Raw genomic sequence first — 25,691 nt, forward strand, 5'->3', positions numbered from 1 at the left:
GGGGTTGATGCTGGTGGGGCGAGAGCCTGCCAAGATGCGTCCTTCCAAGGACCTCACGACGTGCGGGCGGTGGGTGCTTGTTCGTCCTGGGTCGTCGTCGGTAATGGCGGGGCTGTCCGCGTTCGTCCTGCCTGGACGGTCGACGGGCGTCCGGAGGACGGGTCCCCCGGGCACCCCAGGCGACCCGTCTCGGCGGGCAGGCAGTCAGGGGGCAGCGCAACAGGGAACCCTACCCCCGCTACGGCAGGCTGTCCACGTCGGGGGTCCGCACGCGACGGGGACCACACCCGGGAGGGGCAACCGGCCGGCGGGGGCCGGGTCGGGCCGTCCAGGACGGCACGGCCATGATGCCAGCCGGAGGGGCCCGGTGTCTCCGCCACGCCGCGCGGGTCGGGGTCCGAAGGTGCGGGTGCGCGCCGCCCGGCCGGTCGTGGGCAGCCTCGACCCGCGGATCTCCCGGGGTTCGCCGGTGGGGTGGGCCGTGGCGGCGGGCCCGTCCTGTCACGCGCGGGCACGGACGACGCAGGGGCCGCCCTCCGGATCGGAGGACGGCCCCTGCGGGTCGTGCGAGGTGGTGCGTCACCCGGCGGTCGGGTCCGCCGGGCGAGGGGTCACTTGACGGTGACGGTGGCGCCGGCGCCCTCGAGAGCGGCCTTGGCCTTCTCGGCGGCGTCCTTGTCGACCTTCTCCAGGACCGGCTTCGGCGCGCCGTCGACCAGGTCCTTGGCCTCCTTGAGGCCGAGCGAGGTCAGGCCGCGCACCTCCTTGATGACCTGGATCTTCTTGTCACCGGCGCTCTCGAGGATGACGTCGAACTCGTCCTGCTCCTCGGCGGCGGGGGCGCCACCGTCGCCGGCACCACCGGCGGCCGGGGCGGCCGCGACGGCGACCGGAGCGGCGGCGGTGACCTCGAAGGTCTCCTCGAACTGCTTCACGAAGTCGGAGAGCTCGAGCAGCGTCATCTCCTTGAACGCGTCGAGCAGCTCCGTGGTGGACAGCTTGGCCATGATCTCTCCTTCTGGGTCAGTCGGTGCTGGCCGCGGCGTCGGCGGCGGCAGCGTCGGTGGCGGTGGTGGTGTCAGCAGCAGCGGTGTCGGCAGCAGCAGCGGAGTCGGCGCCCTCGGCGGGCTTCTTCTCCTGCAGCGCGGCGGCCAGCCGGGCGACCTGCGACAGCGGGGCCTGGAACAGACCCGCGGCCTTGCTCAGGTTGCCCAGCATCGCGCCGGCCAGCTTGGCCAGCAGGACCTCGCGCGGCTCGACGTCGGCGAGGGCGGTGACCTCGGCGGCGTTGACCGTGCGGCCCTCGACCACGCCGCCCTTGACGACGAGCAGCGGGTTGGCGCGCGCGAAGTCACGGATGGCCTTGGCCGCGTTGACCGGGTCGCCCTCGATGAAGGCGATCGCGGTCGGGCCGTTGAGCAGCGGCGCGAGGTCGGCGAAGCCGACCTGCTCCGCGGCCCGCTTCGTCAGGGTGTTCTTGACGACGGCGTAGCTGCTGCCCTCACCGAGGGAACGGCGCAGCTGGGTCAGCTGGGCCACGGTCAGCCCGCGGTACTCGGTGAGCACCGCCGCGCTGGACGACTGGAACCGGTCGGTGATCTCGTCGATCACCGCGGCCTTCGCCTGCGTGGGCATGGGCCTCCTCTCGTCTGTCGGGCGGACCACCGGCCGGTGCACGACGGCGGGCGATCAGCGGCCCCGGAGACGAGGAACGCCCCGGCGCAGGCGCACGGGGCGAGGACGGGCGCGAGCGCCACGTCGATCGAACCGTCCTCCTGCGCGGGCCGCCCGGTGCTCCGGGACCTTCGATCGCACGCGGACGTGCGACGACCAGCGGTCGTGGGGGGAACGCCGACCAGCGTACGTCAGCCCCGGACCCGAGTGCCAACCGCCTCGGTCACACCCGGGAACGGCGAACGGCGCCGCCCCGCGAGGGGGCGACGCCGTCCGTTTGGTGCCGGGGTCCTCAGGCGGTGGGCTCGTCGACCGTCAGGTTCCGGGTGCGGTTCGGGTCGACCGGGATGCCCGGGCCCATGGTGGTGGAGATGGTGACCTTCTTCAGGTACCGGCCCTTGGCGGCGGACGGCTTGGCCCGCAGGACCTCGTCCAGCGCCGCGGCGTAGTTCTCCACGAGCTTGGTCTCGTCGAACGAGGCCTTGCCGATCACCAGGTGCAGGTTCGCCTGCTTGTCGACGCGGAAGTTGATCTTCCCGCCCTTGATGTCGTTGACCGCCTTGGTGACGTCGGGGGTCACCGTGCCGGTCTTCGGGTTCGGCATCAGGCCGCGCGGGCCGAGGATGCGGGCGATCCGGCCGACCTTGGCCATCTGGTCGGGGGTCGCGATCGCGGCGTCGAAGTCCAGGAAGCCGCCCTGGATGCGCTCGATCAGGTCGTCGGAGCCGACGACGTCCGCGCCGGCGGCCTCGGCCTCGGCGGCCTTGTCGCCGGTCGCGAAGACGATGACGCGGGCGGTCTTGCCGGTGCCGTGCGGCAGGTTGACGGTGCCGCGGACCATCTGGTCGGCCTTGCGCGGGTCGACGCCCAGCCGCATGGCCACCTCGACGGTGGCGTCGTAGGCCGTCGGCGAGGTCTCCTTGGCCAGACCGGCCGCCTGCAGCGGGGTGTAGAGGTTCTCGCGGTCGACCTTCGCGGCCAGCTCGCGGTACTTCTTGCCGTGCTTCGCCATGGTGGTTCCTCTCCCCCGGCTCAGCGACCGGGAGTCGTGTGGTGCACGGGCCTGGCGTGGCCCTCCCACTGGTGACGTGCTGGAACGGCCCCGGTGCAGGGACCCGGCCCGAGCGGAGCGAGGGCTGGGGGCACCGGGGTCCTCCTACTGGACGGTGATGCCCATCGACCGGGCGGTGCCGGCGATGATCTTCTCCGCCTCGTCGAGGGAGTTGGCGTTCAGGTCGGCCATCTTGGTCTGCGCGATCTCGCGGACCTGGTCGCGGGTGACGGTGGCGACCTTGGTCTTGTGCGGCTCGCCCGAGCCCTTCTCGACGCCCGCGGCCTTGAGCAGCATGCGCGCCGCCGGGGGGGTCTTGGTGACGAAGGTGAACGAACGGTCCTCGTAGACCGAGATCTCGACCGGGATCACGTTGCCGCGCTGCGACTCCGTGGCGGCGTTGTAGGCCTTGCAGAACTCCATGATGTTGACGCCGTGCTGGCCCAGCGCCGGACCGACGGGCGGCGCGGGGGTGGCCGCACCGGCGTTGATCTGGAGCTTGATGACCGCGGTCAACCGCTTCCTGGGGGGCATGTCTTCCTTCTCAGTGACGGGATGGAACGGCCTCGGTGCAGGGCCCCGGCCCGAGCGGAGCGAGGGCTGGGGGGCACCGAGGTCCTCCTACAACTTCTGGACCTGGTTGAACGACAGCTCGACCGGCGTCTCGCGGCCGAAGATGGAGACCAGCACCTGCAGCTTCTGCTGCTCGGCGTTGATCTCGTTGATCGTGGCCGGGAGCGTCGCGAACGGGCCGTCCATGACGGTGACCGACTCGCCGACCTCGAAGTCGACGACGGCGGTGGGGGCGGCAGCGGCGGCGGTGCTCGTCGTCTCCGCCGTCCGGGCCGCCTGCGGGGTGACCGCGGGTGCGAGGAGGCCGACGACCTCGTCGATGCTCAGCGGCGAGGGCCGGGAGGTGGCGCCGACGAAGCCGGTGACGCCCGGGGTGTTGCGGACCGCGCCCCAGGACTCGTCGTTGAGGTCCATCCGGACCAGCAGGTAGCCGGGGAGCTTCTTGCGGTTGACCTGGGTGCGCTTGCCGTTCTTGATCTCGGTGACCTCCTCGGTGGGCACCTCGATCTGGAAGATGTAGTCCTCCATGTCCAGCGACTGGATGCGCGACTCCAGGTTGGTCTTCACCTTGTTCTCGTAGCCGGCGTACGAGTGGATGACGTACCAGTCGCCGAACTGGCCGCGCAGCACCTTGCGCATCGCCTCGGCCGGGTCGGTCTCCTCGTCGTCCTCGGCCTGCTCGCCCGCCCCGTCGAGGTCGGAGGCGTCGGCCGGGGCGGCGAGGGGGTCGGTCGCCAGGGTGTCGGGCTCGCCGCTCTCCACGCCGGGCACCTGGTCGGCCACGCCGGTCAGCGCGTCCTGGTCAGCAGTGTCGACGGAACCCTCGGCGGCGCCGGGCTCACCGGCGCCGGTCTCGACGTCGACGCTGCCGCGCACGTCGAAGCGGGCGTCGTCGAGGTCGATGCCCTCGACGGCGCTGTCGGTCTCGAAGGGCTCGCGGGGGTCGGTCACGGTGTCTCTTCCTTGTCGGTGGTGCAGGCGCGGGTGGGCTCAGCCGAAGACGGCGAGCACGCCCTGGGCGAAGAGGAGGTCCAGGCCGGCCACCAGCGCGACGATGAAGGCCACGAACACGATCACCACGAACGTGTAGGTGATCAGCTCGCGGCGGCCGGGCCAGATGACCTTGCGCAGCTCGGCGACGACCTCGCGCAGGAAGCGCCGCAGGCTGCGCTTCTGGCGGGTCTCGGCGGCCCGGTCACGCTCGGCCGCGGCACGGGAGCGGGTCGGGCTGCTCCCCGCGGGGCGGGCGGGCGTGCGCTCGCGGGCGGCGCGGCGGGTGCGGGCTGCCGCGTCCTCGTCGTCCTCGTCGTCCCCGGCGGTGATCCGCCCGCCGCGGCGGGCGCCCGTGGGCCGGGCGGCGACGACCTTGTCCTCGTCGGACTCGGCCTCGGCGGCGATCTCGGCCTCGGCCGCCTCGAGCTCGGTGGCGTCGGAGACGCCCGGCGCCTCGCGGTCGAGCTGCTCGTCGGTCGGCTCGGCGCCGGAGGCGGCGTCGTCCTCGCGTGCCGGCTTCTCGTCGCTCACTGCGCCTCGCTCGCCTCGCTGGTGGTGGCCGTCTGTCCTCCGGCCTGGTCGGTGGTCCTGCTGTCGTACGGGTGGTGCGCGTCGCCGGCGGGGAACCGGCGGCACGGGCAGGGGTGACAGGACTTGAACCTGCAGCCTGCGGTTTTGGAGACCGCTGCTCTGCCAATTGAGCTACACCCCTTGGAGGACCCCGTCCTCCCCACCCTTCGCAAGCAAGGGGCGGGGCCCGGGACGAGGCCGCCCGGGACCGCGTGGCCCGCTCCGTTCGGCACCGTCCCCGGAGGGGTTCCGGGGCACGCCGGTGGCGGGGTCAGTGGCCCCAGGGCAGCCAGTGTACGGGACCGCCGGGGACGCCAGCCAACGTGCCGGGGAGGCGCCCGTCGCGGTGGCGCCGACGAGTCCGGCCCCCGCCCGCCGTGGCCCACGTGCGACTGCGCCGGGACGCCGGTCCGCCGGGAACGGGGGCGACCCCGGACCTCGGCCTTTGACACGATGGGGGCATGACCGCCGTCTCCCCCTCGGAGTCCGCCGCCCCCTCCTCCGCGCCGTCGCCCGCCGAGCGGCGCATCTCCCGCCGCATCGCCGCCATCGCCGAGTCGGCGACGCTGGCGGTCGACGCGAAGGCCAAGGCGCTCAAGGCCGCGGGGAAGCCGGTGATCGGCTTCGGCGCCGGCGAGCCGGACTTCCCGACGCCGGACTACATCGTCGAGGCCGCCATCGCCGCCTGCGCGCAGCCGGCGATGCACCGCTACACCCCCGCGGGCGGGCTGCCGGCGCTCAAGGAGGCAATCGTCGGCAAGACCGCGCGCGACTCGGGGCTGCAGGTCACGCCGGCCCAGGTGCTGGTCACCAACGGCGGCAAGCAGGCGGTGTACGAGGCCTTCGCCACGATGCTCGACCCGGGTGACGAGGTGCTGCTGCCGGCGCCGTACTGGACGACCTACCCCGAGGCGATCGCGCTCGCCGGCGGCGTGCCGGTGCCGGTCGTCGCCGACGAACAGAGCGGCTACCTGGTCTCGGTGGCCCAGCTGGAGGCCGCCCGGACGCCGCGCACCAAGGTGCTGCTGTTCTGCTCGCCGTCCAACCCGACCGGCGCGGTGTACCCGCCGGAGCTGGTCGAGGAGATCGGCCGCTGGGCCCTGGAGAACGGGCTGTGGGTGCTCACCGACGAGATCTACGAGCACCTCACCTACGACGGGGCGACGGCGCCGTCCATGCCGGTCGTCGTCCCCGAACTGGCCGACCGCTGCGTCGTCGTCAACGGGGTGGCCAAGACCTACGCGATGACCGGCTGGCGGGTGGGCTGGGTCGTCGGGCCCACCGACGTCGTCAAGGCCGCGACCAACCTGCAGTCGCACGCCACCTCGAACGTGGCGAACGTGTCCCAGGCGGCCGCCGTCGCCGCGCTGACCGGCGACCTGTCGGCCGCGGCGGCGATGCGGGAGGCCTTCGACCGGCGGCGCCGCACGATCGTGTCCATGCTGCGCGAGATCCCGGGCGTGGCCTGTCCCGAGCCGCGCGGCGCCTTCTACGTCTACCCGTCGGTCAAGGCCCTGCTCGGCCGCGAGATCGCCGGGCGGACGGCGGCCGACAGCGTGCAGCTGGCCGAGATCATCCTCGAGGAGGCCGAGGTCGCCGTCGTCCCCGGCGAGGCCTTCGGGACACCGGGCTACCTGCGGATGTCCTACGCCCTGGGGGACGACGACCTGGTGGAGGGCGTGAGCCGGATGCAGCGCCTGCTCGGCACCGCGGGCTGAAGGAGGGCCGTCAGGCCGGCCCCGTCCAGGGGCTCGCCGCGAGCTCGACGGACGGGCGGAGCTGCGCAGCCGGCAAGGGTCGGGGCGGCGCCGGCCCGCCGCCCCGTCACGCCAGCTGGACGGTGGCGCGGGCCAGCGAGAGGACCTTCTCGCCGCCACTGGTGACGGTGAGGTCGATCCGCGCGCGGCCGTCCTCGCCGAGGGCACCGACCTTCCCGCGGACGGTCACCTGCGCCCCGGCGTCGTCGTCGGGGACGACGACCGGCCGGCCGAACCGGACGTGGTACTCGACCAGCGCGCCGGGGTCGCCGGCCCAGGTGGTGACCGCGCGGGCGGCCAGCGCCATGGTGAGCATCCCGTGGGCGATCACCCCGGGCAGCCCGACCTCGGTGGCCACCCGCTCGTTCCAGTGGATGGGGTTGAAGTCGCCGGAGGCGCCTGCGTAGCGGACCAGGTCGGCGCGGGTGACCGGGTAGGTCTGCTCGGGCAGCTCGGTCCCCACGGCGACGTCGACGGCGCGGACGGTCGCGGTCATGCCGTCCCCCGGGCCACGAGCATCGAGATGGCCGAGCAGACCGGTTCGCCGTCCTCGGTGGCGACGTCCACCCGGGTGGTGAGCAGGTCGTTGCCGCCGACGCTGCGCACGGCCTCGATGGTGGGGGTGGCGACCAGCCGGTCGCCGGCGCGGATGGGCCGGTGGTGGGTGAAGCGCTGCTCCCCGTGGACGACGCGGCTGTAGTCCAGCGCCACGTCGGGGTCCTCCACCACCACGCCGGCCGCCGACAGCGTCAGGGCGATGGCGAAGGTGGGCGGCGCGATGACGTCGGGGTGTCCGGCCGCGCGGGCGGCGTCGACGTCCCGGTGCACCGCGTCGGCGGCACCGACGGCGTCCGCGAACTCGGCGATCTTCTGCCGGCCGACCTCGTGGACGGCGGAGGGCGGGTAGCTGCGCCCGACCAGCGTCGGATCGAGCGCCATGCTCCCGCCCTCCCTACCGCGACCGGAGGGTCAGCGGGTCTCGCGGTGGATGGTGTGCCGACGGTCCCTCGGGCAGAACTTCTTCAGCTCGAGCCGGTCGGGGTCGTTGCGCCGGTTCTTGCGGGTGATGTAGTTCCGGCTCTTGCACTCCTGGCAGGCCAGGGTGATCTTCGGACGGATGTCGGTGGCTGCCACGGGGCGCTCCTCGCCTTGTCGGTACCGGGCCGGGCCCGGGGACGTGCGGGCGGGCGCCCGCACGGTGCTGCAACGCACCGACGGACCCCGGCTGAACGGGGTCCGTCGCGAGTAGCGGTGACCGGATTTGAACCGGTGACACAGCGATTATGAGCCGCTTGCTCTGCCTGGCTGAGCTACACCGCCGGACGCGGCCGGGCGATCCGGTCTCGGCGACCGGGCCGAGCGGCCACTGTGTTGTTCCAGAGCCCCTTTACGGAATCGAACCGTAGACCTTCTCCTTACCATGGAGACGCTCTGCCGACTGAGCTAAAGGGGCGGGCTTCGAGCCGTCGAGAACTCTACCCGACGTCTTCGGGGTCCTGTCGGCGGGGGGTCAGGAGCGCACGAACAGCCGCCGGTGCGGCGTGCCGGGGACGGCGGAGCGGACGCCGGCGCGCGCCAGGATCCAGCTCTCCAGGCGCTCGTCGGGGAGCGGCCGGCTGACCAGGAAGCCCTGCAGTTTGTCGCAGCCCATCTCGGCGAGCAGGTTGCGGGTCAGCTCGTCCTCCACGCCCTCGGCGACGACCCGCAGACCGAGGTTGTGCGCCAGCTCGATGATCGAGCGGGCGATGAACGACTCGCCCTGGCTGGTGGACATCCCCAGCACGAAGGACTTGTCGATCTTCACCTCGTCGATCGGCAGCTGCCGCAGCTGGGACAGCGACGAGTAGCCGGTGCCGAAGTCGTCCATCGACAGCCGCAGACCCAGGGCGTGCAGGTCGGCCAGCACGGTGCTGCTGCGCACCGAGTCGTCGACCACGCTGCCCTCGGTCAGCTCGAGGGTCAGCAGCTCACCGGGCACGCCGTGCCGCCGCAGCGCCCGCCGCACGCGGTCCACCAGGTCCGGCTCGGTGAGGCAGCGGGCGGAGAGGTTGACGGCGACCGACAGCGCGATGTCCTGGTCCAGCCAGCGGCGGCAGCGGGCCAGCGCCAGGTCGAGCACGTGGTCGGTCAGCGGGCCGATCCGGCCGATCTGCTCGGCCAGGTGGATGAACTCGTCGGGTGCGACCGAGCCGTAGCGGGGGTGCGCCCAGCGCACCAGCGTCTCCACCGAGACGATGTCGGAGCTCCGCGCGTCGATGATCGGCTGGAACACGACGCTGATGTCGCCGTCGGCCATCGCCTGCTCCAGCTCCGTGCCCAGCTGCAGGCGGCGCAGGCTCTGCTGGTCCAGCACCGGGTGGTAGCTGGCCACCCCGCTCGAGCCGGCACCGGCGAGCAGCGCGACGTCGGCCCGCTGCATGAGCGTGCCCGCGTCGGCGCCGTGCACCGGGGCGGCCGCCACACCGAGGGTGAGCGTGACCTCCAGGTCCAGCCCGGCGACCCGGGCACGCGTCGAGGTGGCCTCGCGCAGCCGCCGGGCTGCCCGCTCGGTGGCGCCGAGGGAGAGCCCCGGCAGCAGGACGGCGAACTGCTCGCCCTCCATGCGCGCCACGAGCGCCTGCGGTGGGGCGTGCTCGCGCAGCAGGCCTGCGGTGACCAGCAGCAGCTCGTCGCTGGCCGCGTGGCCGAGCGTGTCGGTGACCTCGGTGTAGTTGTCCAGCGAGGCGAGGATCAGCCCGGCCCGGCCGGCCACCGGGTCGGCGGCCAGCAGCTGGTCGATCTCGACGGCCAGGCGCTGCCGGTTGGGCAGCCCGGTGAGCCGGTCGTGGTCGGCGTCGTAACGGATCTGGGTGAGCAGCTGCTGCTGCCGGATGGCCGCGTTGACATGGGTGAGCATCGACTCGAGCGCCGCCCGGTCGTCGTCGGCGAAGGACACGACGTCACTGCGACGGTCGCAGATCTCCAGGTAGCCCGGCTCTCCAGCAGCGGTGGCCACGGGCGCGGCGAGGAGGTCGTGCGCGCCGCGGCGAGCGAGCGCCGCGGCCTCGGCCTCGGTGGCGCGCGCGAGGGTGACCAGCACCGGCCTGTCGTGGGAACCGTCCGTGGCCCGTCGGCGGAGCACGTCGTCGGGGTCGCTGGGCCCCTCGTACCAGCTGCGTCCGTCGTCCGATGCGACGACCAGACGCGGCTCCTCGTCGAGGTACGGGGGGAGCCACAGGGCAACGCGCTCGGCGTTCAGGAGCTCCTTGACCGCGTCGACGATCAGGCGGGGGCCGTCCTCGTCGGCGCCCACCTGCTCGACCCGCCGGGCGAACTCGTACACGCGCTGGACACTGTGACCCTCGCGCGCGGTCGAGGCGAAACGCCGGAACAGCAGCATGACCGCGAGGGCGATGGGGAGCATGAGCACCGACGCCCACATCGACCGCTCGGTGATCAACAGCGCGGTGATGGCCACCGACACCGCGAACGGCCCGACGACGGCGACGGGGAGTGTCAGCTCCTGCCACATCTGCCGACTCGGGTTGCCGCCACTGAGCCGGATCGCGGCCATGACCAGGGGGGTGCCGACGATGTCGGCCGCGAGCACGGCGAGCATCAGCGACAACCAGCTGATCGGCTCGGCGAGATCGCCGAAGGGCAACGCCTCGAGCACAGCGACGGCGACGGCCACCTCCACGGTCGCCACGGCCAGGTTGAAGACCGCCTTCGCCGGGGCGTAGCGCTGCACGACGAGACTGAGGCCCAGACCCAGTGCTCGGGCTGCGGCCGCCCACAGCCCGCCGACCTCCACGAGCGCGATGGCCAGGGCGAACTCGCTGACCGACCACAGCCAGGTCTGGCGGCGGAACTCCACGTGCAGCGACACCGTCTCGGTGACGAAGAACGCGACCGTGACGAGGAGGAAGGACGCCGGTCCGAAGGTCGTCTCCGCCTCGGGGAAGACGAGGACGGCCACGACGACCGCGAGCAGCGTTCCGCCTGCCGCGATGATCCACGGGTGCACGGGCGCAGCGGCACGTGACAACGGCGCGCGCGACTCGGGACTGGCCAACGTCACCCAACTTCTGGGGGGCAATGAGTGCGCCGAGGCTAACAGCGCAGCAGCCCGTCGAAAGCGCTCCTGACCCGAAGGGGGCAGCCGGCGACCAGGCCGGCCGCCCCTGGGCGTCAGCGGCGGATCAGCAGCCCCACTTGGACCCGCGACCCCACTTGGAACCCCGGCCCCACTTGGAGCCCCGACCCCACTTCGATCCACGCTGCGTGTTCATGACGCCTCCTCAAGGCATGAAGGACTGCTTGCTCGTACGGGCAGTCGTCCAGGCGCGGGGGCAGAGCGTTGGGTACGGACCGCGCCGGTGAGATTGCTGCCCGTCACCCGTTCAGGGCAAGCACCGCTGATCGATCCATAGAAAATCGACGCCATGCCGTTACTTTCAGTCAACATTCGTGACGCTCTGTCCCTCGATCGGGCTGTTCATGCGACATGAGTGACAGCAGGTGACAGTGCGTCACGAGGGAGACGTCCGATCGGCGTGTTGGCCGTCGTCCACAGGCGTACGCCCGGCCGGCCTCGGTTCCCCCGATCGGGTCCACAGTCGTCCACAACGCCGTCCACAGCTCGTGGACACACCCGGCCGCGACCTACGCTGCGCCGCGTGCCACGGGACGGGGACGACGCCGAGCGGGGGTCGATGCTGCCGCTCGTCCTGGTGTGCTGGCTCGTGGCCGCCCTCATGGCCTTCGGCGCGATCGCCGCGTCCGACGCCTTCCTGGAGCAGCAGCAGGTGCAGTCGGTGTGCGACGGCGCCGCGCTCGCCGCGGCGAACGCCACCGACGAGGCGGCGGTCTACGCCGGCGGTGTCGGGACGACGCTGCCGCTGACCCGGGCCAGCGCGCAGGCGGCGGTGGCCGACCAGCTGGCCGACGGCGGGACCGCCCTGCACTCGTGGTCGACCGAGACCGACGGGGTGGAGGTGACGGTGCGGTGCACCCGCCACGTCGAGATCGCGTTCGGCTGGCTCTTCCTCGGCGGCCAGCCGCTCGAGCGCACCGCCGTCGCCGGGGCGCGCGCGCCGACCACCCCGTGAGACGCGCCCTCCCCACCAACCGCAGCGGCCCCCGACCTCGGCGGAGGTCGGGGGCCGCGTGTACCGGTTGTGGCGGGTGAAGGATTCGAACCTTCGTAGGCTAAGCCGACGGATTTACAGTCCGCTCCCATTGGCCACTCGGGCAACCCGCCGTGGTGGTACGCGGGAGAGCGTACAAGACACCGGAGACCGGCCTCGGTGGTGGCCCCAGGGCACACCCGGCCGGTGGACGGCAGAGGACAAGGAGCACACATGGCCGACTCGTCGTTCGACGTGGTGAGCAAGGTCGACCGCCAGGAGGTCGACAACGCCCTGAACCAGGCCGCCAAGGAGCTGTCGCAGCGCTTCGACTTCCGCGGCACCAACGCCACGATCGCCTGGGCCGGCGAGGAGGGCGTGACCCTGAGCGCCGACACCGAGGAGCGCGTCTCGGCCGCGCTCGAGGTGTTCAAGGAGAAGCTGATCAAGCGGAACATCTCGCTGAAGTCGCTGGACGCCGGTGAGCCGCAGTCCTCCGGGAAGTCGTACAAGATCTCCGGGCGCATCAAGCAGGGCATCGAGTCCGACACCGCCAAGAAGATCGCCAAGATCATCCGGGACGAGGGCCCCAAGGGCGTCCAGGCCCAGATCCAGGGTGACCAGCTGCGGGTCAGCGGCAAGAAGCGCGACGACCTGCAGGCGGTCCAGCAACTGCTGCGCGGCAAGGACCTCGACGTCGCCCTGCAGTTCGACAACTACCGCTGACCAGGGGCGTATTTGCAGGTCAACGCGCCGTCATAGCGTCTCGGTCCGCAGGGAGTCCGCACGTGCGCCCCGTGCGGGGGCCATCAGGTCGCCGGCTGCGGCGCGCGTGCGGGCCTCGGCTGTGGGCGCCTTGCCGCTCGAGAAGAGAACCTCAGCGCCGCTCACGACAACCGGTCGACCTCCCGCCCAAGGGCGGATCGGCCATTGGTTTGGAATCCAGCAGGTCGGTGCGACAAGAGCGCTCTGAGTACTGACGGAGTTCTGAGCTGACCTGATCAGGAGACACAGCGAGGTCGGAGGCGCCCCAGTGAGCGCCTCCGACCCGCTGACTCCGCTACCCTGCCAGGTGCGTCACCACCTGCAGGACCGCGATCAAGGCCGCTGCAACGGCCAGGATCACGCAGAGTCGGGCGGCTTCGGGCCAGCCGCGCATGGCTGCCCGGACCGTCCGGCCGACTTCTTTGGCCAGGTTTTTCATCTCTCACCTCCCGTCAATCGTGCCGCTGGGTCCCTCCCTGCGCTCCCGTTGCTTATTCGGCTCGCGCAAGAACCCGTAGTTCATGCATGGGCTATCCATGGAAGGTCAAGCCCGCGGAACCTTGGGCCCAGCCCAGTAGCCCTGCCGATCAAGCAGCGGGACAGCTCGAGGCGGTCGTCCAAGCGCGGGGGCAGAGCGTTGGGTACGGACCGCGCCGGTGAGAGTGCTGCCCGTCACCCGTCCAGGGCAAGCACCGTTGACCGCAGCACCGCAGTTAGCGCCATGCCGTTACACGGAGTTGCGACGCGTCACCATCTGCACCGCGATCGGGCTACACACGGCCTTGAGTGCACCGATGGTGACAAAGCGTGACCTGGGCTCCCCCGCGCGGCGTGTCGGCCTGTCATCCACAGGCATGGGCGTGGCCGGCCTCGGTCGTGGCCCGCCCTCATGGCCTTCGGTGCCATTGCAGTGTCCGACGCCTTCCTGGAGCAGCAGCAGGTGCAGTCGGTGTGCGACGGCGCTGCGCTCGCCGCCGCGAACGCCACCGACGAGGCGGCGGTCTACGCCGGCGGCGTCGGGACGGCGCTGCCGCTGACCCGGGCCAGTACGCAGGCGGCGGTGGCCGACCAGCTGGCCGACGGCGGGAGCGCACTGCACTCCTGGTCGACGGAGACCGACGGGGTGGAGGTGACGGTGCGCTGCACCCGCCACGTCGAGATCGCGTTCGGCTGGCTCTTCCTCGGCGGTCAGCCGCTCGAGCGCACCGCCGTCGCGGGGGCGCGCGCACCGACCACCCCCTGAGACGCGCCCTCTCCACCAACGGCAGCGGCCCCCGACCTCGGAGGAGGTCGGGGGCCGCGTGTACCGGGTGTGGCGGGTGAAGGATTCAAACCTCGTCGACCCCTCTTGAGCGCCGCCCCAGAGGAGCGGGTGCACATCAGCGCGGGGCCACAGCCTCTCTTCTGGTGGGGAGTCCGCAGAAACCGCCCAGCGAGGCAGACATCAGGTCCCCGGCTGCGGCGCGCGTGCGGTCCTCGGCCGTGGGCCACAGATGCGAGTAGACGCCGAGGGTGATCGTGGCCGAGGAGTGCCCGAGCGCCCGCTGCACCGTCACCACGTCGCACCCCGACGCGATCAGCCCGCTGGCGTAGAAGTGCCTCAGGTCGTGCAGCGTGTACCCGTCGAGGCCGGCCGCCTTGCGGACCTGCCGCCACTGGTGGCCCGCCGAGTTGCGGTTGAGTGGCACCCCGGCGGTGGAGAACAACCACTCCCCCGGCCGGACGCCGGTGGTCCGCACGTGCTGCGCGAGCAGGGCGATGAGTTCGGCCGGGACGTAGACGATCCGCTCGGACCCGAACTTCGGTGCCACCGGCTCGGTCGTCGCGCTGCTCTCGCCCTGCAGCTGGCGACGGACGGAGATCGTGCGGCGCAGGAAGTCGACGTCCTCTATGCATAGCCCTGCCGCCTCCCCCAGGCGCAGCCCGGCGAAGGCGCACACCGCCACGAACGGCCGGAACCAGTCCGGGGTGACGCCGAGGGCGCGCCCCACCTCCTCGACGGTGGGGATGGTCATGGCCGCCGCGGCCTTGCGTCCCCTCGGCAGTGGGACGCCGGCCGACGGGTCCGCCTTGATGACCCGGTCGACGACGGCGGCCCGCAAGGCCATGTGGATGTAGTTGTAGCGGGTGCGGATGGTGCTGGGCGCGAGCCCGGTCCGACGCGTACCCGTCGGCTGGGACATGGCCTTGACCCACTGCTGCACGTGGGAGGTCCGGATCTGGCGCATCGGCACGTCGGCGAAGGTCACCGAGTCGGCCGCCTGGCGCGCCGCGAGCGTCGTGCCGCGTTCCCACACCTGCCGGCCGGACCACTCCATGAACCATGTTCGGAAGGTGATCCTCCCCGCCGCGGGGTCGACGTAGTCGCCGGTGATGATCGCCGCGGTGACCTCGTCCAGCCACCGCTGCGCGTCGACCTTCCGCTTGAAGTGCCGGGCGTGCTCCTTGCCGTTCTCGTCGCGATACCGCGGCCGGTAGGTGCCGTCAGGTCGTCGTGCGATCGATGCCACCGCTCAGTGCCTCCTTGGCCGCGGACCTGTCCGTGAGCTGCGCATTCTGACCTGCGCCAACGACACGAAGGCCGTCAGCGCTCGCGCCGACCCGGGTCACCCTGGCCCCGGCCGACCGGTTGGCGAGCGACGACGGCGGCAGGGATGCGCTCGAGGAGGTGGCCGCACGACGAACACCCGCGTCTCGCGGTGAGCAAGCCGTCGGTCGGTGGTCCTTGGACGCAGATGCACCGCGTTCTGCCGATCACTGAGGAAGCCGTGGATCGAGCGGGCCGCTGGAGACGCCCGAGCCGGAGGCGGCTTGTCCGTCGATCCAGGCGTGCAGGTCGTCGCGGCGGTAGACGACGCGGCGGCCGAGCCGGAAGGAGTGCGGGCCGGTGCCCAGGTGCCGCCAGTACCGCAGAGTGGCGACCGGGGCGCGCAGCAGCTGGGCGGCTTCGCCGATGGTGAGCAGCTCGGCGGGGTGATCGGGGCCGGGGGTCGGGTCGGTCATGGCTGTCTCCGAAGGCTCAACGGGTCGGGGCGGCTGTCCACCCTTAGAAGGCGCCGTTTCGGGGCCGTTGCTGACAGCCCACAGCCAACTTCTTCGGTCGACCTCCTGTTTTCCTCCCGTCCCAGCTCCTGGGCGCCGTCGGAGCCGGGGGCGGGAGCGCTTGAGGCCACCGCCCGGCGCCTGGACCGGCGGTGATGGCGTCCAGGAGGCTGGCCGAGGCGATGACCTGCCCGAGGTCGACGGGTCCTGCAGTGGTCCTTCAGTTCTCCTGCAGTGCCCGCTCACCCGGCCGGCCGCGGCCCGGGTGGCGACCAACCCCGCTTACCGCCCCAGGCTCGGGGCGACATCGCGTGCCGGCCGTGGCCCGTCGCGCTCAGGCTCGGGCCGCAAGGCGCCCACTGGGGAGCCGGCCGGGTTCGGCGTCCCGGCCGAGCGCTGCTGGTGCTGCTCGGCGGCGTAGCGGGCGCGCCAGGCGTCGCGGGCAGCGGTGAGCCGGTCGGGCGATCGACCGAGCAGGGCGGGATCGGCCCGCAGGTCGGCGATACGCGCCCGGGCGTCGGCCAGCTCGTCTCGGGCGTTGGTGACGTGGCCCTGGAAGTGGGCCAGCGACCCGGCCGGATCGGGTGCGAAGGCGATCGGTCCGAGCGGGGCCAGCCGCTCTCTGTGCCGGCGGTGGGCGTCGGTCAGGGCGGCCTGGGCCTGTTCGCCGGCCTGGACGGCGGCCTTGGCGGCGGCGTGCAGCCCGGCGTGCTCGGGGTGGGCGGCTTCGGCGGCGCGGTGGGCGGTGGCATCGAATACCCGCCACAGCGCCGGCCGGTCGTCGAACCGGTTGGCCACCCGCGCGAGCTGCTCCGGCTCGGTGGGCAGGTGGGGCAGGTGCGGGCGCCACCGGTCGGCCCAGCCGGTCAGCTGCTCTTCGGCGCGGGCGACGGGGGCGCGCTTGAGTCCCCACCAGCCCGGGCCCTCGAGCACTACCCGGGCCGCGGTGCGGGCGGCGCCGCGCTCGTCGTCCCACGCGGCGAGGAGGCCCTCGCGGATCCGGTCGGCGTCCTCGGTGAACGCGGCGCCGGTGGCCTGCACCCGCTGCGTGGCCTGCTGGGCGGCCAAGGCCGCCTGCCGGTGCTCGGCTTCCAGCCGGGCCAGCTCGCCGGCGTGGGGGGCCTGCAGCGCCACGGCCTGGCGCAGGTCCTCACACCAGGGCTCAAGGACGGCCAGCCGGTCGAGGCTGCGCTGCTCGAGCGTCCAGGCCTGCTGCAGCTCGGCCAGCACCAGCTCGAGCGGGCGGGGTGTGGCGTAGCGGGCGGCCTCGGCGGCGGCCTGCGTAGCGGCGTGGGCGGGTCCGAGGTCAGCGCGGTCCCGGGCGAACACGGCGATCCACTGCTCGCGCGCCTGATCCAAGTCGGTGGCGGCCAGGTGGGCGGTGTTGGCGGTGCGCCCGCGGGTCATCCCGACATAGGCCGCCGCTGCGCCGGTGTGCTCGCCGACCACCAGGTGCGCCGCGGTGACGGTGTCACCCTGCACCCCGTGCGCGGTGCTGGCGTAGGCCAGCTCGACGTGCGAGGTGACGTAGCCGGCGGGCAGCAGCCGCTGCCCCGTCCCCGCCGGGGTGACACCGGCAGAGACGGCCTCTCTTGGGGTGACCTCGGCCGGAATGACAGCCAGACTCCCGTGCCGGTCGACAGCGACGGCGGTCCAGGTGTCGCGGTTGGCCACGCCGAGGTTGCGGTCGTTGCGGCGGGTGGCGATCCGGTCTCCGACCCCGATCCGCTGCCCAGCCCCGGTGACCGCGACCCGGGTGTCGTCGACGCGACCGTCGACGACCAGCCGCTCGCGGATGGCGTCGCTCAGCTCAGTGGCCTGCTCGCGGGTGTCGACCACCACGGCCACCGGCTCGCCGCCGCCGTGGTGTGCGGCGGCGGTTGCGGCCAGCGCCTCCTGCAGCGCCGCCGGGTCGGGATGCAGACGGATCTGGCCGCGGGCGACCAGGGTGTCGAAGACCGCGCCCGGGTCATCTCCGGTGCGCATGGCCAAGGTCAGCTCGGCGTACTCGGTGTCCCGGGTCGTGCGGCCGGCGTCGTCCGTGCGGGTGAAGCGGTGCACCATGTCCAGGGTCAGGTGGCCGGCCGGGTCGATCTGCCCGGCGGCCAGATCCAGCACGCCGCCGCGGCCGACTGCGGCCAGCTGGTGCCGGTCACCGAGCAGCGCCAGCCGGGCTCCGGCCTCGTCGACGACGGTCAGCAGCGCGCGGGCGGTGTCCTGGTCGAGCATCCCGACCTCGTCCACCACCAGCAGGTCACCTGCGCCCAGGCGCGCCGCCTCCCGCGGGCCGGCGAAGGGCACGCCGGTGACCGGATCGGCCTCGCCGAAGGCCAGTCGGGTCCAGGTGCCGTGGTCGCTCCAGCGCCAGCCGTGCTGATAGGCCAGCCCCGCGGCCGACCCGGTGTGCGCGCCGACCTCGAGGAAGGCGACCTTGGCCGCCTTGAGGGTGGGGGTGACGACCAGCAGGCCGCGGCCGTTCGCGTGCAGCAGCGCCCGGGTGGCGGCCAGGGTGGTGGTCTTGCCCGCCCCGGCCGCACCCTCGAGCACCACCAGCGGCCGGTCACCGGCCAGTGCGGTGACCGCCGCCGCCTGCCCGGCATCCAGCCGTCCGCGCACCGCGTCCGGCAGCTCCGGCTCCGGGTCTCGCCGCTGGTCGGCATGTGCCGGGGTGCTGCGGGCGGCCAACCGGTCGGTCAGGTCGGCCTCGACGTCGAGCACCGGCTGGGAGGTCCACGCCCGGATGTGCTCGGGCACCGCAGCATGCCCGCCGTCGCGGTTCAGCAGCGGCACGCACCGGACCACGGCCCGGGCGGTGAGGTCCTCGGCCAGCTCGATGCGCACGCCGGCGTCGACGACCATGCCCGCGGCGGCGAGCAGCTGCTCGACCTCGCCGCGGACGTCGGCGGCGTTCCACGCCGAGCGGGCGGCGGCCAACCGGGCCAGCACGCGCTCGACCGCGTCATTCCGGTCCAGCCCGCCAACCGGAGCCGGGGTCAGGTCGACCGGTCGCCCCGGGTCGCGGTAGCCCAGGGCGGCCAGCTCGCCCACCCAGCGGGCAGTCAGATCGGTGCCCGGTCGTGGGGTGACCTTGTCCGGGCGGCCCTCGGCCCACGCCCGGGCATCCCACGCTCGCCGCAGCCCCGGCCCCGGCGTCTGACCGGGGTGCGCGGCCATCCACTGCCGCTCGTAACGGTCGATATTGCGGCCGATCTGGGCCGCGCGGGCGCTGAACGCAGCAGCGTAAGCGGCCAGCTCCGGTACATCTCCGGTCGCGTCCATCGTGTAGCCGTGCGCGGCCAGCGCCGCCCGGAACTGCGGATCGGTAGCCACCGCCGCGTGCCCGATGCCGTTGATCGCAGCGAGGAAGTCGCGCACCCCGACGGTGTGCAGCCCCCGCCACCGCCCGGCGGCGAACACCCGGGCGTTGATCTGCAGGTGCAGGTGCCGGTGCGGATCCCCGGCCCGGGAGGTGTGGTGCCGCACCGTCACCGCCTCCAGGCGCTCGACCGGCACCTGCACCTGCCCGCCGCGCGGGCCCACCCGGGTGGTGGCGTGCTGCGCGAGCCAGCCGATGATCTGAACCGCGGCGCGGTCCTGGGCGGCGTCGTACGCGGCGGCGATGTCCGGGTGCAGGGCGGCGGCAAGCGACCAAGACTTCGGCCCGTTGACGATCACCTCGATGAAGCGCACCGCCCGGTCGTCGGTCCGCAGCCGACCGCGTGGCTCACCGGTGTTGGGGTCGGTGCCGGCCACCCACGCCTGGTAGCCGTCCCCGGCCAGCGGCGCCAGTTCCTGTACCCGGCCGCCGCTAATGGTGTAGCGGCGAGCGATCCCGGCGCCCTCGGTCAGGTAGTAGTCATCAGGCCGGCCCCGGTCGAACTCCACGTACTGGCGGGCCGCCGCCGGCGCGCCGGCGTAGACCTTCATTCCGCCGTGCATTTCAACGCCACCCAAAAACGGCCAACACGTCACCCCTAGAAATGCTGATGGGCCCCGCGAAGCGAGGCCCGGACTACCTCTATGGGTAGCATGCGTGCCGTTCTTCAGTAAAGACTTGGTGGGCGTTTCCAGCCGAGGGCAATTGCTGGGTGATTGGCGCTCGCCGATTGCTTGCTTGGTCGATGTTGGCGATGTGCGGTCGCAGGCAGAGTTCGTCTTGGGCAAGCGTCTGGGCGAGGACTCGTCTCCCATCCGGCAGACCAGGATCGGTCCGCTTCCGCGATGCGCCGAGGACTGCGCCACGATGAGCTCGTGAAGGTCGCGCTGCTCTACCTCGACGGGTGCCCCAACTGGACGGTGGCCGACGAGCGCCTGCGCGCGGCGCTCGATCAGACCGGAAACCCGGACGTCGACGTGACCTACCGAAAGGTCTCGACGCCCCCGGGAGGCCGAGTCCGTCGAGTTCCGCGGCTCGCCGACGATCCTGATCGAGGGTTGCGACCCCTTCCTCGATCGAGAGGCTCTCGTTGGGCTGTCCTGCCGGGTCTACCGCACCGTCGACCAGTTCACCCCGGCGCACCTGCGCCCGGGCTGGCTGGTGCCCCGACGGTGGAGCAGCTGGTACAGGTCCTGCGGTGAGGCTGCCGAGGCGTCGTCGGACGACCCCGACCGAGGAGTCGGTGATGTGCGGCTGCTGCGGCCGGGATCTGCCGCGCACCGCGGTGCACGAGCTAGGCGGCACGCCGGGGGTCTACGTCTGCCGGCGCTGCGCCCTATGGATGGCCGCGCGGATAGGACGGCGGTAGCTGTGAGCGTCGAGGACAACAAGCGGCTGGTGGCCCACGCGGTCACCGAAGTCATCAATGGCGGGAACCTCGCCGCGGTCGAGGAGCTGTACGCGTCGGAGATCGCAGCAGCGGCGCGCGAGTGGGTGGCGCCCTTCCGGACGGCGTTTCCGGACGTGCGGATGGAGACCGTCGCCCTGGTCGGCGAGGGCGACACCGTGGTTGGCCACTTCCGCTGCTCGGGTACCCACACCGGGCCGTGGATGGGCCGGCCCGGCACCGGTCGGGCGTTCCGCGATGTACCGGAGGTGTACTGGTTCACCGTTCGCGGCGGCCGCAGCGTCGACTGGTGGGGACTGGAGGACGACGACGACCGGCGCCGCCAGCTACGCGCCGGTGGCGCACCGGCCTGACGGGCACCGGGCGACGCGACAGTCACATCTGCACTGATCTTGACGGAAATCTGACCCATGGCGATAACATCGCCACATGTCGATGAAAGAGCCGAAGCGTGACGGCAGCGCCGAGGTTCCCCTGCTGGAAACCTCCGGGCTCTCGCCGGCGGCGTCTCTGTTCCACAGCCTGTCGGACCCGACGCGCCTGGCGATCCTGCGCCACCTGTCCCTGGGCGAGCACCGGGTCGTCGACCTGACCAAGCACCTGGGCCTCGCGCAGTCGACGGTCTCCAAGCACCTGGCCTGCCTGCGCGACTGCAGCCTTGTCGAGTCCCGGCCACAGGGGCGCGCGTCGATGTTCTCGCTGACCACTCGCGACGAGCTGCTCGAGCTGCTCGCTGCCGCCGAGCGGCTGCTGGCTCTCACCGGCGACGCCGTTGAGCTCTGCCCCACCTACGGCGCTGCAGCTCGCGCGGGGGCCGAGTCATGACGACCGCGGCGCTGAGTGCCGACCGTCGAGAGATGCTCTACCGGCGCATCCGCTTCCTGGTCGCAGCGACCATCAGCTACAACCTGATCGAAGCCGTCGTCGCCCTCACCGCCGGCACCGCTGCCTCATCGTCGGCGCTCATCGGTTTCGGGCTCGACTCGGTGATCGAGGTGTCCTCAGCGCTGGCCGTCGCGTGGCAGTTCACCGGTAGCGACCCCGAAGCGCGCGAGAAGGTGGCCCTCAAGGTCATCGCCGTCTCGTTCTTCGCCCTGGCTGCCTTCGTCACCTTCGACGCGCTGCGGTCCCTTCTCGGCTCCGGCGAAGCCGAGCACTCGACGGTGGGCCTGGTGCTCGCCGCGGTGAGCTTGGCGGTCATGCCCTTTCTCTCCTACGCCCAGCGCCGAGCAGGCCGCGAGCTGGGTTCGGCTTCGGCGGTCGCCGACTCCAAGCAGACCCTGTTGTGCACCTACCTCTCCGGCGTTCTGCTCGTCGGTCTGGCGCTCAACAGCCTCTTCGGCTGGTCCTGGGCCGACCCGATCTCTGCCCTCGTCATCGCCGGCGTCGCCCTCAAGGAGGGCCGCGAGGCCTGGCGCGGTGACAGCTGCTGCTCGCCGGCCGAGGCGCTCGTCGCTCATGCCGACGGCGCCCCCGACGACTGCGCCTGCTCCCCCGGCTGCGCCTGCTGCTACTCCAGCCGGGACGCCTGAGTGGCCATCACTGCGCTGCTGATCTACCTCGTGGGATTGGCGGTCGCCTTCGGCCTGCGGACCTGGCTGCAGCTTCGACGCACCGGCTCGTCGGGCTTTCACGGCATCTCCGGCGAGCCCGGCTCGCTGCGGTGGTGGGCCGGCATTTCCTTCGTCGCCGCCCTGGTGCTCGGCCTCACCGCGCTGGCTCTCGCCGCCGTCGACGTCGCGGCTCGCCCGAGCGGATCGACGGTCGACGCCGCCGGCCTCGTCGGCCTGGTGCTCGCTCTCGTCGGCTTCGCCGGTGTGCTCGCCGCTCAGACCGGGATGGGCTCGTCGTGGCGCATCGGGGTAAAGGAGACCGAGCGAACCGAGCTGGTGACCGGTGGCCTCTTTGCGTTGGTACGCAATCCGATCTTCACGGCGATGGTGGTCGCCCAGCTGGGTCTGACCTTGATGGTGCCGACGTGGTTGTCGGTGGCCGCCCTCGTGTACCTGGCGGCCGCTGTCGAGATGCAGGTGCGTCTCATCGAAGAGCCCTACCTGCTCGCCACCCACGGCGGCAGCTACGCGGGTTACGCCGCGGTGACCGGCCGCTTCATCCCCGGCGTAGGCCGCCGGGATGAAGCTACCCTCCGGGCGGGCTGACCGCGCGGTCCAGCTAAGGGGCTCACCGGGCGGCGGAGCTTGCTGCGGCGGCGCCCTCCTCATTCCGTGCCGCCATGGGGGTCGGCGGTAGGAGGAGGGTAAACACGGGCGGTGCCGCTTGCGTCAGGTCCAGGCGGCCCTGTCCGGACTCGGCGAGGCGGCGGGCCAGGGCCAAGCCGACGCCGTGCCCGTCGTGCCGGTCGGCCTGTTGCGTGAACAGCAGTCCTGAGGCTTCCCGCAGGCCGGGTCCCTCGTCGGAGACGTCGACCGCCACCGCACCGCTGGCCTCCCGCGTGGCGACGGTGACAGTGCCCCGGCCGTGCACGGTGGCGTTGTCCACGAGGACGGCGAGGACCTGCCGGACTGCGGCAGCCGACGCGTAGGGCTCCGGCGCCCCCGGGTCGATCCGCACCGCGAGATCGCGACCCGTGAGCGCCAGCCGTGCGGCCCATTCGGACGCCAGCTCCCCGAGCAGCGCCTCGAGGTCGATCCGGTCGGCCTGTCCGGCCTGACCGGCGCGGGCCAGGGTGAGCAGTTCGCCGATGATGGCCTCCAGGCGGTCCGCATCGACCAGGCTGGCAGCGATCGCGGACCTGGGATCTGCGTCGGTCTGCTCCAGCGCCGCCTCCAGGCGCAGGCGCAGGCCGGCCAGTGGGGTCCGCAGTTGGTGCGAGGCGTCGGCGGAGAAGGCGCGTTCGCGGGCGAGCAGGTCGTCCAGGCGGATGGCGGTGGCGTCGAGTGCTGCCCCGACCGCGTCGATCTCGGGGATGCCGCCCCGGCGGCTGCGGACGCTGAAGTCGCCCTCCCCGAGCCGGCGGGCGCTCTCCTCCAGGTCCTCCAGGGGCTGCGCCAGACGACGAGCCTGCCGGCGCCCCACCAGCCAGGCGACGGTCACCGCCGCGACCGCCAGCCCAGCCATCGCAGCCCAGATGAGGGCTACCTCTCCCAGCACGTCGGCGCGGTCCTCGGTGACCAGAACGGCACCGATCACCTCCTCGCCATGCGTGACCGGCACGGCCGCGATCAGGAGGTCACCGTCGCTCCCGGAGCGCACCGCGCCGTCCAGCGCCTGCTCCAGGACGTCGAGGTCGTGATCGGGTGCGGTTCCGGCCAGCCGGTCACCGGTCTCGTCGAACACGGCCGCGGTGACGTGCTCGCCGTCGTCCCCCACGTCGGTGAGTTCGTCCGGGTCGATCGGTGAGTCGGTCTCCATCTCGTCCGCGACGTCGATGGCGACCTCGCTGGCCACCCGCACGAGATGGCCGCGCTCTTTTCCCAGCAGGCGATCCAGCACCGCGGCGCCGAGCGGCACCGCGAACAAGGAGGTGGCCAGCACGGAGACCAGGACGGCGAGGGCGATGATCCGAGTGCGCACGAGCGCCACCTCCGCTCCCGCGGTCTTCCTGCGAGGGCCAGAATGCAGCGCCCCGCTGGGCGCTGTCACCGCGTGCGTGCGCGGTCCACCGCGCGACTGCGCACCAGATGATCTCGCATCAGGGTGTGCGGCGGCGGACGCGCATCGCAAGAAGTCGGTAAAGCGACGCAAGAACTGGGCAAACGAGCGCAACGAGCGTTCCGGGCCAACACCGGCGATTCCTAGCGTGCCCGGCCATGACGACGGTTGCGAGCACGGTGCGGAACCACCTGCCTGTCGCGCGGCACGCGACGCAGGTGCTCCAAGGCCCGGACGGGAAGGCTCGCATCCACGGCCTGGACCTCGCGCGCGGCCTGGCCGTCATCGGGATGATCGGCGCGCACGTCGATACCCCTCAGGACCTGTCCTGGTCGCCGTCGACCTGGCAGGCACTGGTCTACGGCCGATCCGCAGCCCTGTTCGGCGTCCTGGCGGGAGTCTCGATCGCGCTGCTGTCCGGCGGTACGCGCCCGGCCGCAGGGGACGACCTGATCCGCGCACGGATGCGGATCATGGTCCGAGGAGCCTGCGTGTTCGTCATCGGGGGCCTGCTGGAACTGCTCGGCACGCACATCGCGGTCATCCTCACCGTCTACGCAATTCTGTTCTTCCTTGCCCTGCCGTTCCTGCAGTGGTCGCCAGGCCGCCTGCTGCTGCTGGCGGGCGGCCTGGCGCTGTTCGCCCCACCCGTGTCCCTGTTGCTTTCCCAGATCCTGCTCGTGGCCGACGGAGAGCAGGGATTCCACGCGTTGATGCTCACCGGCGCGCACCCAGCCCTGTGGTGGTGGGTGTTCGTCCTGGTAGGCCTGGCGATCGGCCGGCTCGACCTCTCCGCCCTCCAGGTCCGGCGGCTCCTGCTTGTCGCCGGCGGAGCGACGGCGGTCGCCGGCTACGCACTGGGCTGGCTGAGCACCCAACTGGTCGCCAACGGCGTCGCCTACCCCGAGCCGATCGACGCGTACGAGCGCATGCCGGGGTGGAACGAGGAGAGCGTCGGCCAGTGGGACTGGACCTGGCTGACCGGAGCCCAGCCGCACAGCGGCACGCCGCTGTGGTTGCTGGCCTCCGCCGGTTTCGCGGCCGCCGTCATCGCTGTCTGCCTGGTGGTCGCCGACGCCTTCCCACGATTGAGCTACCCCATCGCCTCGGTGGGTGCGATGGCCCTGACGGTGTACAGCCTCCACGTGGTGGCCTTCTGGGTGTTCCCGACCGCTTCTGACGCCGACTGGACCATGTGGATTGCCTTCACGGCCGGTGCCGCCGTCTTCGCGGTCGGCTGGCGGCTGCTGGCCGGCCGAGGCCCACTCGAGCGCGTCGTGGCCTGGAGTGCCAACCGGGCGGCCGGCCTGACCGATCGCCCTGCCGCGCTGGAACTCGACCTCCGAACTGCGGCGAGTGAGTCGGCTATCGCTTCCAGCGGAAGGCATGCACAGACCTATGACACTGACTGACGTCGTGATCTTGACCGTCATCACGGTCCTCATCGTGATCCTCGGATGCGCGCTCTGGCTCAGCGGCAGACGGAAGTAGGCCACCGCAGCGGCTGGCCGGTAGAAGCTGACGGGCTCGGACGAGGCACCTGCACTGGCCGGGACTCCCGATGCCCGGCCCGGCACAGCGGTGGTCAGGCAGTCGACAGCCGCGCCGGTGCTGTCGCTCACGCGACCGTTACGACGACGGATGCGACGTTCACCTCTGGCGGACGATCGGTTCCGGCTGACGGACGCAGTGTGCATCCCCCGATTCCCTCGGCCCACCGCAGCGTGCGCCGGCATCGGCGGCTGACCGAGGTGGGTGGTCC

General features: G+C 72.3%; 24 protein-coding genes and 4 tRNA genes. 9 read left to right on the forward strand and 19 right to left on the reverse strand.

Annotated features, from left to right (window positions below):
* Nucleotides 1-611: 611 nt before the first annotated feature.
* From rplL to BLR12_RS17850, 7 genes are all read right to left on the reverse strand, one after another.
* Entirely contained in the window at nucleotides 612-1,007 is a 396-nt protein-coding gene (gene rplL, locus BLR12_RS17820) for a 50S ribosomal protein L7/L12 (RefSeq protein WP_091381031.1), read from the reverse strand.
* Nucleotides 1,008-1,023: 16 nt separating this feature from the next.
* The gene (gene rplJ / locus BLR12_RS17825) at nucleotides 1,024-1,635 is read right to left on the reverse strand and encodes a 50S ribosomal protein L10 (RefSeq protein ID WP_091381033.1); all 612 of its coding nucleotides are present in this window, start codon (nucleotides 1,633-1,635) and stop codon (nucleotides 1,024-1,026) included.
* A 331-nt stretch (nucleotides 1,636-1,966) separates the two neighbouring features.
* A complete protein-coding gene (rplA, locus tag BLR12_RS17830) occupies nucleotides 1,967-2,686 on the reverse strand; it encodes a 50S ribosomal protein L1 (RefSeq protein WP_091381034.1) in 720 nt (239 codons plus the stop codon).
* A gap of 144 nt (nucleotides 2,687-2,830) precedes the next feature.
* Nucleotides 2,831-3,259 (reverse strand): 50S ribosomal protein L11, encoded by a 429-nt coding sequence (gene rplK, locus BLR12_RS17835; protein WP_012950499.1) that lies wholly within the window; start codon nucleotides 3,257-3,259, stop codon nucleotides 2,831-2,833.
* Between the two features lie 87 nt (nucleotides 3,260-3,346).
* Nucleotides 3,347-4,249, reverse strand: a complete 903-nt coding sequence (gene nusG, locus BLR12_RS17840; protein ID WP_176832569.1) for a transcription termination/antitermination protein NusG — start codon at nucleotides 4,247-4,249, stop codon at nucleotides 3,347-3,349.
* A gap of 39 nt (nucleotides 4,250-4,288) precedes the next feature.
* Nucleotides 4,289-4,822 carry a preprotein translocase subunit SecE gene (gene secE / locus BLR12_RS17845; RefSeq protein WP_091381036.1) on the reverse strand — a complete coding sequence of 178 codons (534 nt, stop codon included), beginning with the start codon at nucleotides 4,820-4,822 and terminating at the stop codon, nucleotides 4,289-4,291.
* Between the two features lie 108 nt (nucleotides 4,823-4,930).
* Nucleotides 4,931-5,003 (reverse strand) — tRNA-Trp (locus BLR12_RS17850).
* 319 nt (nucleotides 5,004-5,322) lie between these two features.
* Between BLR12_RS17850 and BLR12_RS17855 the strand changes: the two genes are divergently transcribed.
* Nucleotides 5,323-6,579, forward strand: coding sequence for a pyridoxal phosphate-dependent aminotransferase (locus BLR12_RS17855; RefSeq protein ID WP_091381038.1), 1,257 nt, complete (start codon nucleotides 5,323-5,325; stop codon nucleotides 6,577-6,579).
* A 106-nt stretch (nucleotides 6,580-6,685) separates the two neighbouring features.
* On the opposite strand, the gene BLR12_RS17860 is transcribed toward BLR12_RS17855, so the two are convergent.
* The 6 genes from BLR12_RS17860 to BLR12_RS17885 all read right to left on the reverse strand — a co-directional run bounded on the left by BLR12_RS17860 (nucleotide 6,686) and on the right by BLR12_RS17885 (nucleotide 10,624).
* Entirely contained in the window at nucleotides 6,686-7,114 is a 429-nt protein-coding gene (locus BLR12_RS17860) for a MaoC family dehydratase (RefSeq protein WP_091381040.1), read from the reverse strand.
* On the reverse strand, nucleotides 7,111-7,557 hold the full coding sequence (locus tag BLR12_RS17865) for an FAS1-like dehydratase domain-containing protein (protein WP_091381042.1): 447 nt from the start codon (nucleotides 7,555-7,557) through the stop codon (nucleotides 7,111-7,113). Before BLR12_RS17865 ends, BLR12_RS17860 begins: the two co-directional genes overlap by 4 nt.
* 30 nt (nucleotides 7,558-7,587) lie before the next feature.
* Nucleotides 7,588-7,752: a 50S ribosomal protein L33 gene (rpmG, locus tag BLR12_RS17870; RefSeq protein WP_091381044.1), complete on the reverse strand. Its 165-nt coding sequence runs from the start codon at nucleotides 7,750-7,752 to the stop codon at nucleotides 7,588-7,590.
* A gap of 112 nt (nucleotides 7,753-7,864) precedes the next feature.
* A tRNA-Met gene (locus BLR12_RS17875) sits at nucleotides 7,865-7,938 on the reverse strand.
* Nucleotides 7,939-7,998: 60 nt separating this feature from the next.
* Nucleotides 7,999-8,071 (reverse strand) — tRNA-Thr (locus BLR12_RS17880).
* A gap of 57 nt (nucleotides 8,072-8,128) precedes the next feature.
* Nucleotides 8,129-10,624 (reverse strand): putative bifunctional diguanylate cyclase/phosphodiesterase, encoded by a 2,496-nt coding sequence (locus BLR12_RS17885; protein ID WP_255363596.1) that lies wholly within the window; start codon nucleotides 10,622-10,624, stop codon nucleotides 8,129-8,131.
* Nucleotides 10,625-11,276: 652 nt separating this feature from the next.
* Here BLR12_RS17885 and BLR12_RS17890 point away from each other — a divergent pair.
* Complete coding sequence (locus tag BLR12_RS17890; protein ID WP_091381048.1) at nucleotides 11,277-11,708, forward strand: pilus assembly protein TadG-related protein; 432 nt, start codon at nucleotides 11,277-11,279, stop codon at nucleotides 11,706-11,708.
* Nucleotides 11,709-11,778: 70 nt separating this feature from the next.
* Here BLR12_RS17890 and BLR12_RS17895 read toward each other — a convergent pair.
* A tRNA-Tyr gene (locus tag BLR12_RS17895) sits at nucleotides 11,779-11,860 on the reverse strand.
* Between the two features lie 100 nt (nucleotides 11,861-11,960).
* Here BLR12_RS17895 and BLR12_RS17900 point away from each other — a divergent pair.
* The gene (locus BLR12_RS17900) at nucleotides 11,961-12,452 is read left to right on the forward strand and encodes a YajQ family cyclic di-GMP-binding protein (RefSeq protein WP_091381050.1); all 492 of its coding nucleotides are present in this window, start codon (nucleotides 11,961-11,963) and stop codon (nucleotides 12,450-12,452) included.
* Between the two features lie 334 nt (nucleotides 12,453-12,786).
* Here the strand turns inward: BLR12_RS17900 and BLR12_RS24660 are convergent, their stop codons facing one another.
* Nucleotides 12,787-12,930: a hypothetical protein gene (locus BLR12_RS24660; RefSeq protein WP_176832570.1), complete on the reverse strand. Its 144-nt coding sequence runs from the start codon at nucleotides 12,928-12,930 to the stop codon at nucleotides 12,787-12,789.
* Nucleotides 12,931-13,401: 471 nt separating this feature from the next.
* Between BLR12_RS24660 and BLR12_RS17905 the strand changes: the two genes are divergently transcribed.
* Nucleotides 13,402-13,734, forward strand: a complete 333-nt coding sequence (locus BLR12_RS17905; RefSeq protein WP_255363598.1) for a hypothetical protein — start codon at nucleotides 13,402-13,404, stop codon at nucleotides 13,732-13,734.
* Between the two features lie 136 nt (nucleotides 13,735-13,870).
* Here the strand turns inward: BLR12_RS17905 and BLR12_RS17910 are convergent, their stop codons facing one another.
* The 3 genes from BLR12_RS17910 to mobF all read right to left on the reverse strand — a co-directional run bounded on the left by BLR12_RS17910 (nucleotide 13,871) and on the right by mobF (nucleotide 19,472).
* The gene (locus BLR12_RS17910; protein WP_091381051.1) at nucleotides 13,871-15,001 is read right to left on the reverse strand and encodes a tyrosine-type recombinase/integrase; all 1,131 of its coding nucleotides are present in this window, start codon (nucleotides 14,999-15,001) and stop codon (nucleotides 13,871-13,873) included.
* Between the two features lie 244 nt (nucleotides 15,002-15,245).
* On the reverse strand, nucleotides 15,246-15,494 hold the full coding sequence (locus BLR12_RS17915) for a helix-turn-helix transcriptional regulator (protein WP_091381053.1): 249 nt from the start codon (nucleotides 15,492-15,494) through the stop codon (nucleotides 15,246-15,248).
* Between the two features lie 321 nt (nucleotides 15,495-15,815).
* Entirely contained in the window at nucleotides 15,816-19,472 is a 3,657-nt protein-coding gene (gene mobF / locus BLR12_RS17920; RefSeq protein ID WP_369803471.1) for a MobF family relaxase, read from the reverse strand.
* 808 nt (nucleotides 19,473-20,280) lie between these two features.
* Between mobF and BLR12_RS17930 the strand changes: the two genes are divergently transcribed.
* From BLR12_RS17930 to BLR12_RS17945, 4 genes are all read left to right on the forward strand, one after another.
* Nucleotides 20,281-20,670, forward strand: coding sequence for an ester cyclase (locus BLR12_RS17930; RefSeq protein ID WP_255363599.1), 390 nt, complete (start codon nucleotides 20,281-20,283; stop codon nucleotides 20,668-20,670).
* 76 nt (nucleotides 20,671-20,746) lie between these two features.
* A complete protein-coding gene (locus BLR12_RS17935; protein ID WP_218120719.1) occupies nucleotides 20,747-21,142 on the forward strand; it encodes an ArsR/SmtB family transcription factor in 396 nt (131 codons plus the stop codon).
* Nucleotides 21,143-21,174: 32 nt separating this feature from the next.
* The gene (locus BLR12_RS17940) at nucleotides 21,175-21,849 is read left to right on the forward strand and encodes a cation diffusion facilitator family transporter (RefSeq protein WP_255363600.1); all 675 of its coding nucleotides are present in this window, start codon (nucleotides 21,175-21,177) and stop codon (nucleotides 21,847-21,849) included.
* Nucleotides 21,850-22,476, forward strand: a complete 627-nt coding sequence (locus BLR12_RS17945) for a methyltransferase family protein (protein ID WP_091381060.1) — start codon at nucleotides 21,850-21,852, stop codon at nucleotides 22,474-22,476.
* Nucleotides 22,477-22,498: 22 nt separating this feature from the next.
* On the opposite strand, the gene BLR12_RS17950 is transcribed toward BLR12_RS17945, so the two are convergent.
* Nucleotides 22,499-23,860, reverse strand: coding sequence for a sensor histidine kinase (locus BLR12_RS17950; protein WP_218120720.1), 1,362 nt, complete (start codon nucleotides 23,858-23,860; stop codon nucleotides 22,499-22,501).
* A gap of 227 nt (nucleotides 23,861-24,087) precedes the next feature.
* Here BLR12_RS17950 and BLR12_RS17955 point away from each other — a divergent pair, with 227 nt between their 5' ends.
* On the forward strand, nucleotides 24,088-25,341 hold the full coding sequence (locus BLR12_RS17955) for a heparan-alpha-glucosaminide N-acetyltransferase domain-containing protein (RefSeq protein WP_143018803.1): 1,254 nt from the start codon (nucleotides 24,088-24,090) through the stop codon (nucleotides 25,339-25,341).
* Nucleotides 25,342-25,691: the final 350 nt, after the last annotated feature.

It is taken from the genome of Geodermatophilus sp. DSM 45219, from assembly GCF_900104025.1.
Classification (GTDB): Bacteria; Actinomycetota; Actinomycetes; order Mycobacteriales; family Geodermatophilaceae; genus Geodermatophilus.

Excerpts from the sequence above, each read along its gene's own strand:
- BLR12_RS17865 (WP_091381042.1), bottom strand. The coding sequence starts at position 7,557 with ATGGCGCTCGATCCGACGCTGGTCGGGCGCAGCTACCCGCCCTCCGCC.
- BLR12_RS17855 (WP_091381038.1), top strand. The coding sequence starts at position 5,323 with ATGACCGCCGTCTCCCCCTCGGAGTCCGCCGCCCCCTCCTCCGCGCCG.
- BLR12_RS17940 (WP_255363600.1), top strand. The coding sequence starts at position 21,175 with ATGCTCTACCGGCGCATCCGCTTCCTGGTCGCAGCGACCATCAGCTAC.
- rplK (WP_012950499.1), bottom strand. The coding sequence starts at position 3,259 with ATGCCCCCCAGGAAGCGGTTGACCGCGGTCATCAAGCTCCAGATCAAC.
- BLR12_RS24660 (WP_176832570.1), bottom strand. The coding sequence starts at position 12,930 with ATGAAAAACCTGGCCAAAGAAGTCGGCCGGACGGTCCGGGCAGCCATG.
- mobF (WP_369803471.1), bottom strand. The coding sequence starts at position 19,472 with ATGCACGGCGGAATGAAGGTCTACGCCGGCGCGCCGGCGGCGGCCCGC.
- rplA (WP_091381034.1), bottom strand. The coding sequence starts at position 2,686 with ATGGCGAAGCACGGCAAGAAGTACCGCGAGCTGGCCGCGAAGGTCGAC.
- rplL (WP_091381031.1), bottom strand. The coding sequence starts at position 1,007 with ATGGCCAAGCTGTCCACCACGGAGCTGCTCGACGCGTTCAAGGAGATG.
- rplJ (WP_091381033.1), bottom strand. The coding sequence starts at position 1,635 with ATGCCCACGCAGGCGAAGGCCGCGGTGATCGACGAGATCACCGACCGG.
- BLR12_RS17955 (WP_143018803.1), top strand. The coding sequence starts at position 24,088 with ATGACGACGGTTGCGAGCACGGTGCGGAACCACCTGCCTGTCGCGCGG.
- BLR12_RS17915 (WP_091381053.1), bottom strand. The coding sequence starts at position 15,494 with ATGACCGACCCGACCCCCGGCCCCGATCACCCCGCCGAGCTGCTCACC.
- BLR12_RS17860 (WP_091381040.1), bottom strand. The coding sequence starts at position 7,114 with ATGACCGCGACCGTCCGCGCCGTCGACGTCGCCGTGGGGACCGAGCTG.
- BLR12_RS17900 (WP_091381050.1), top strand. The coding sequence starts at position 11,961 with ATGGCCGACTCGTCGTTCGACGTGGTGAGCAAGGTCGACCGCCAGGAG.
- BLR12_RS17935 (WP_218120719.1), top strand. The coding sequence starts at position 20,747 with ATGTCGATGAAAGAGCCGAAGCGTGACGGCAGCGCCGAGGTTCCCCTG.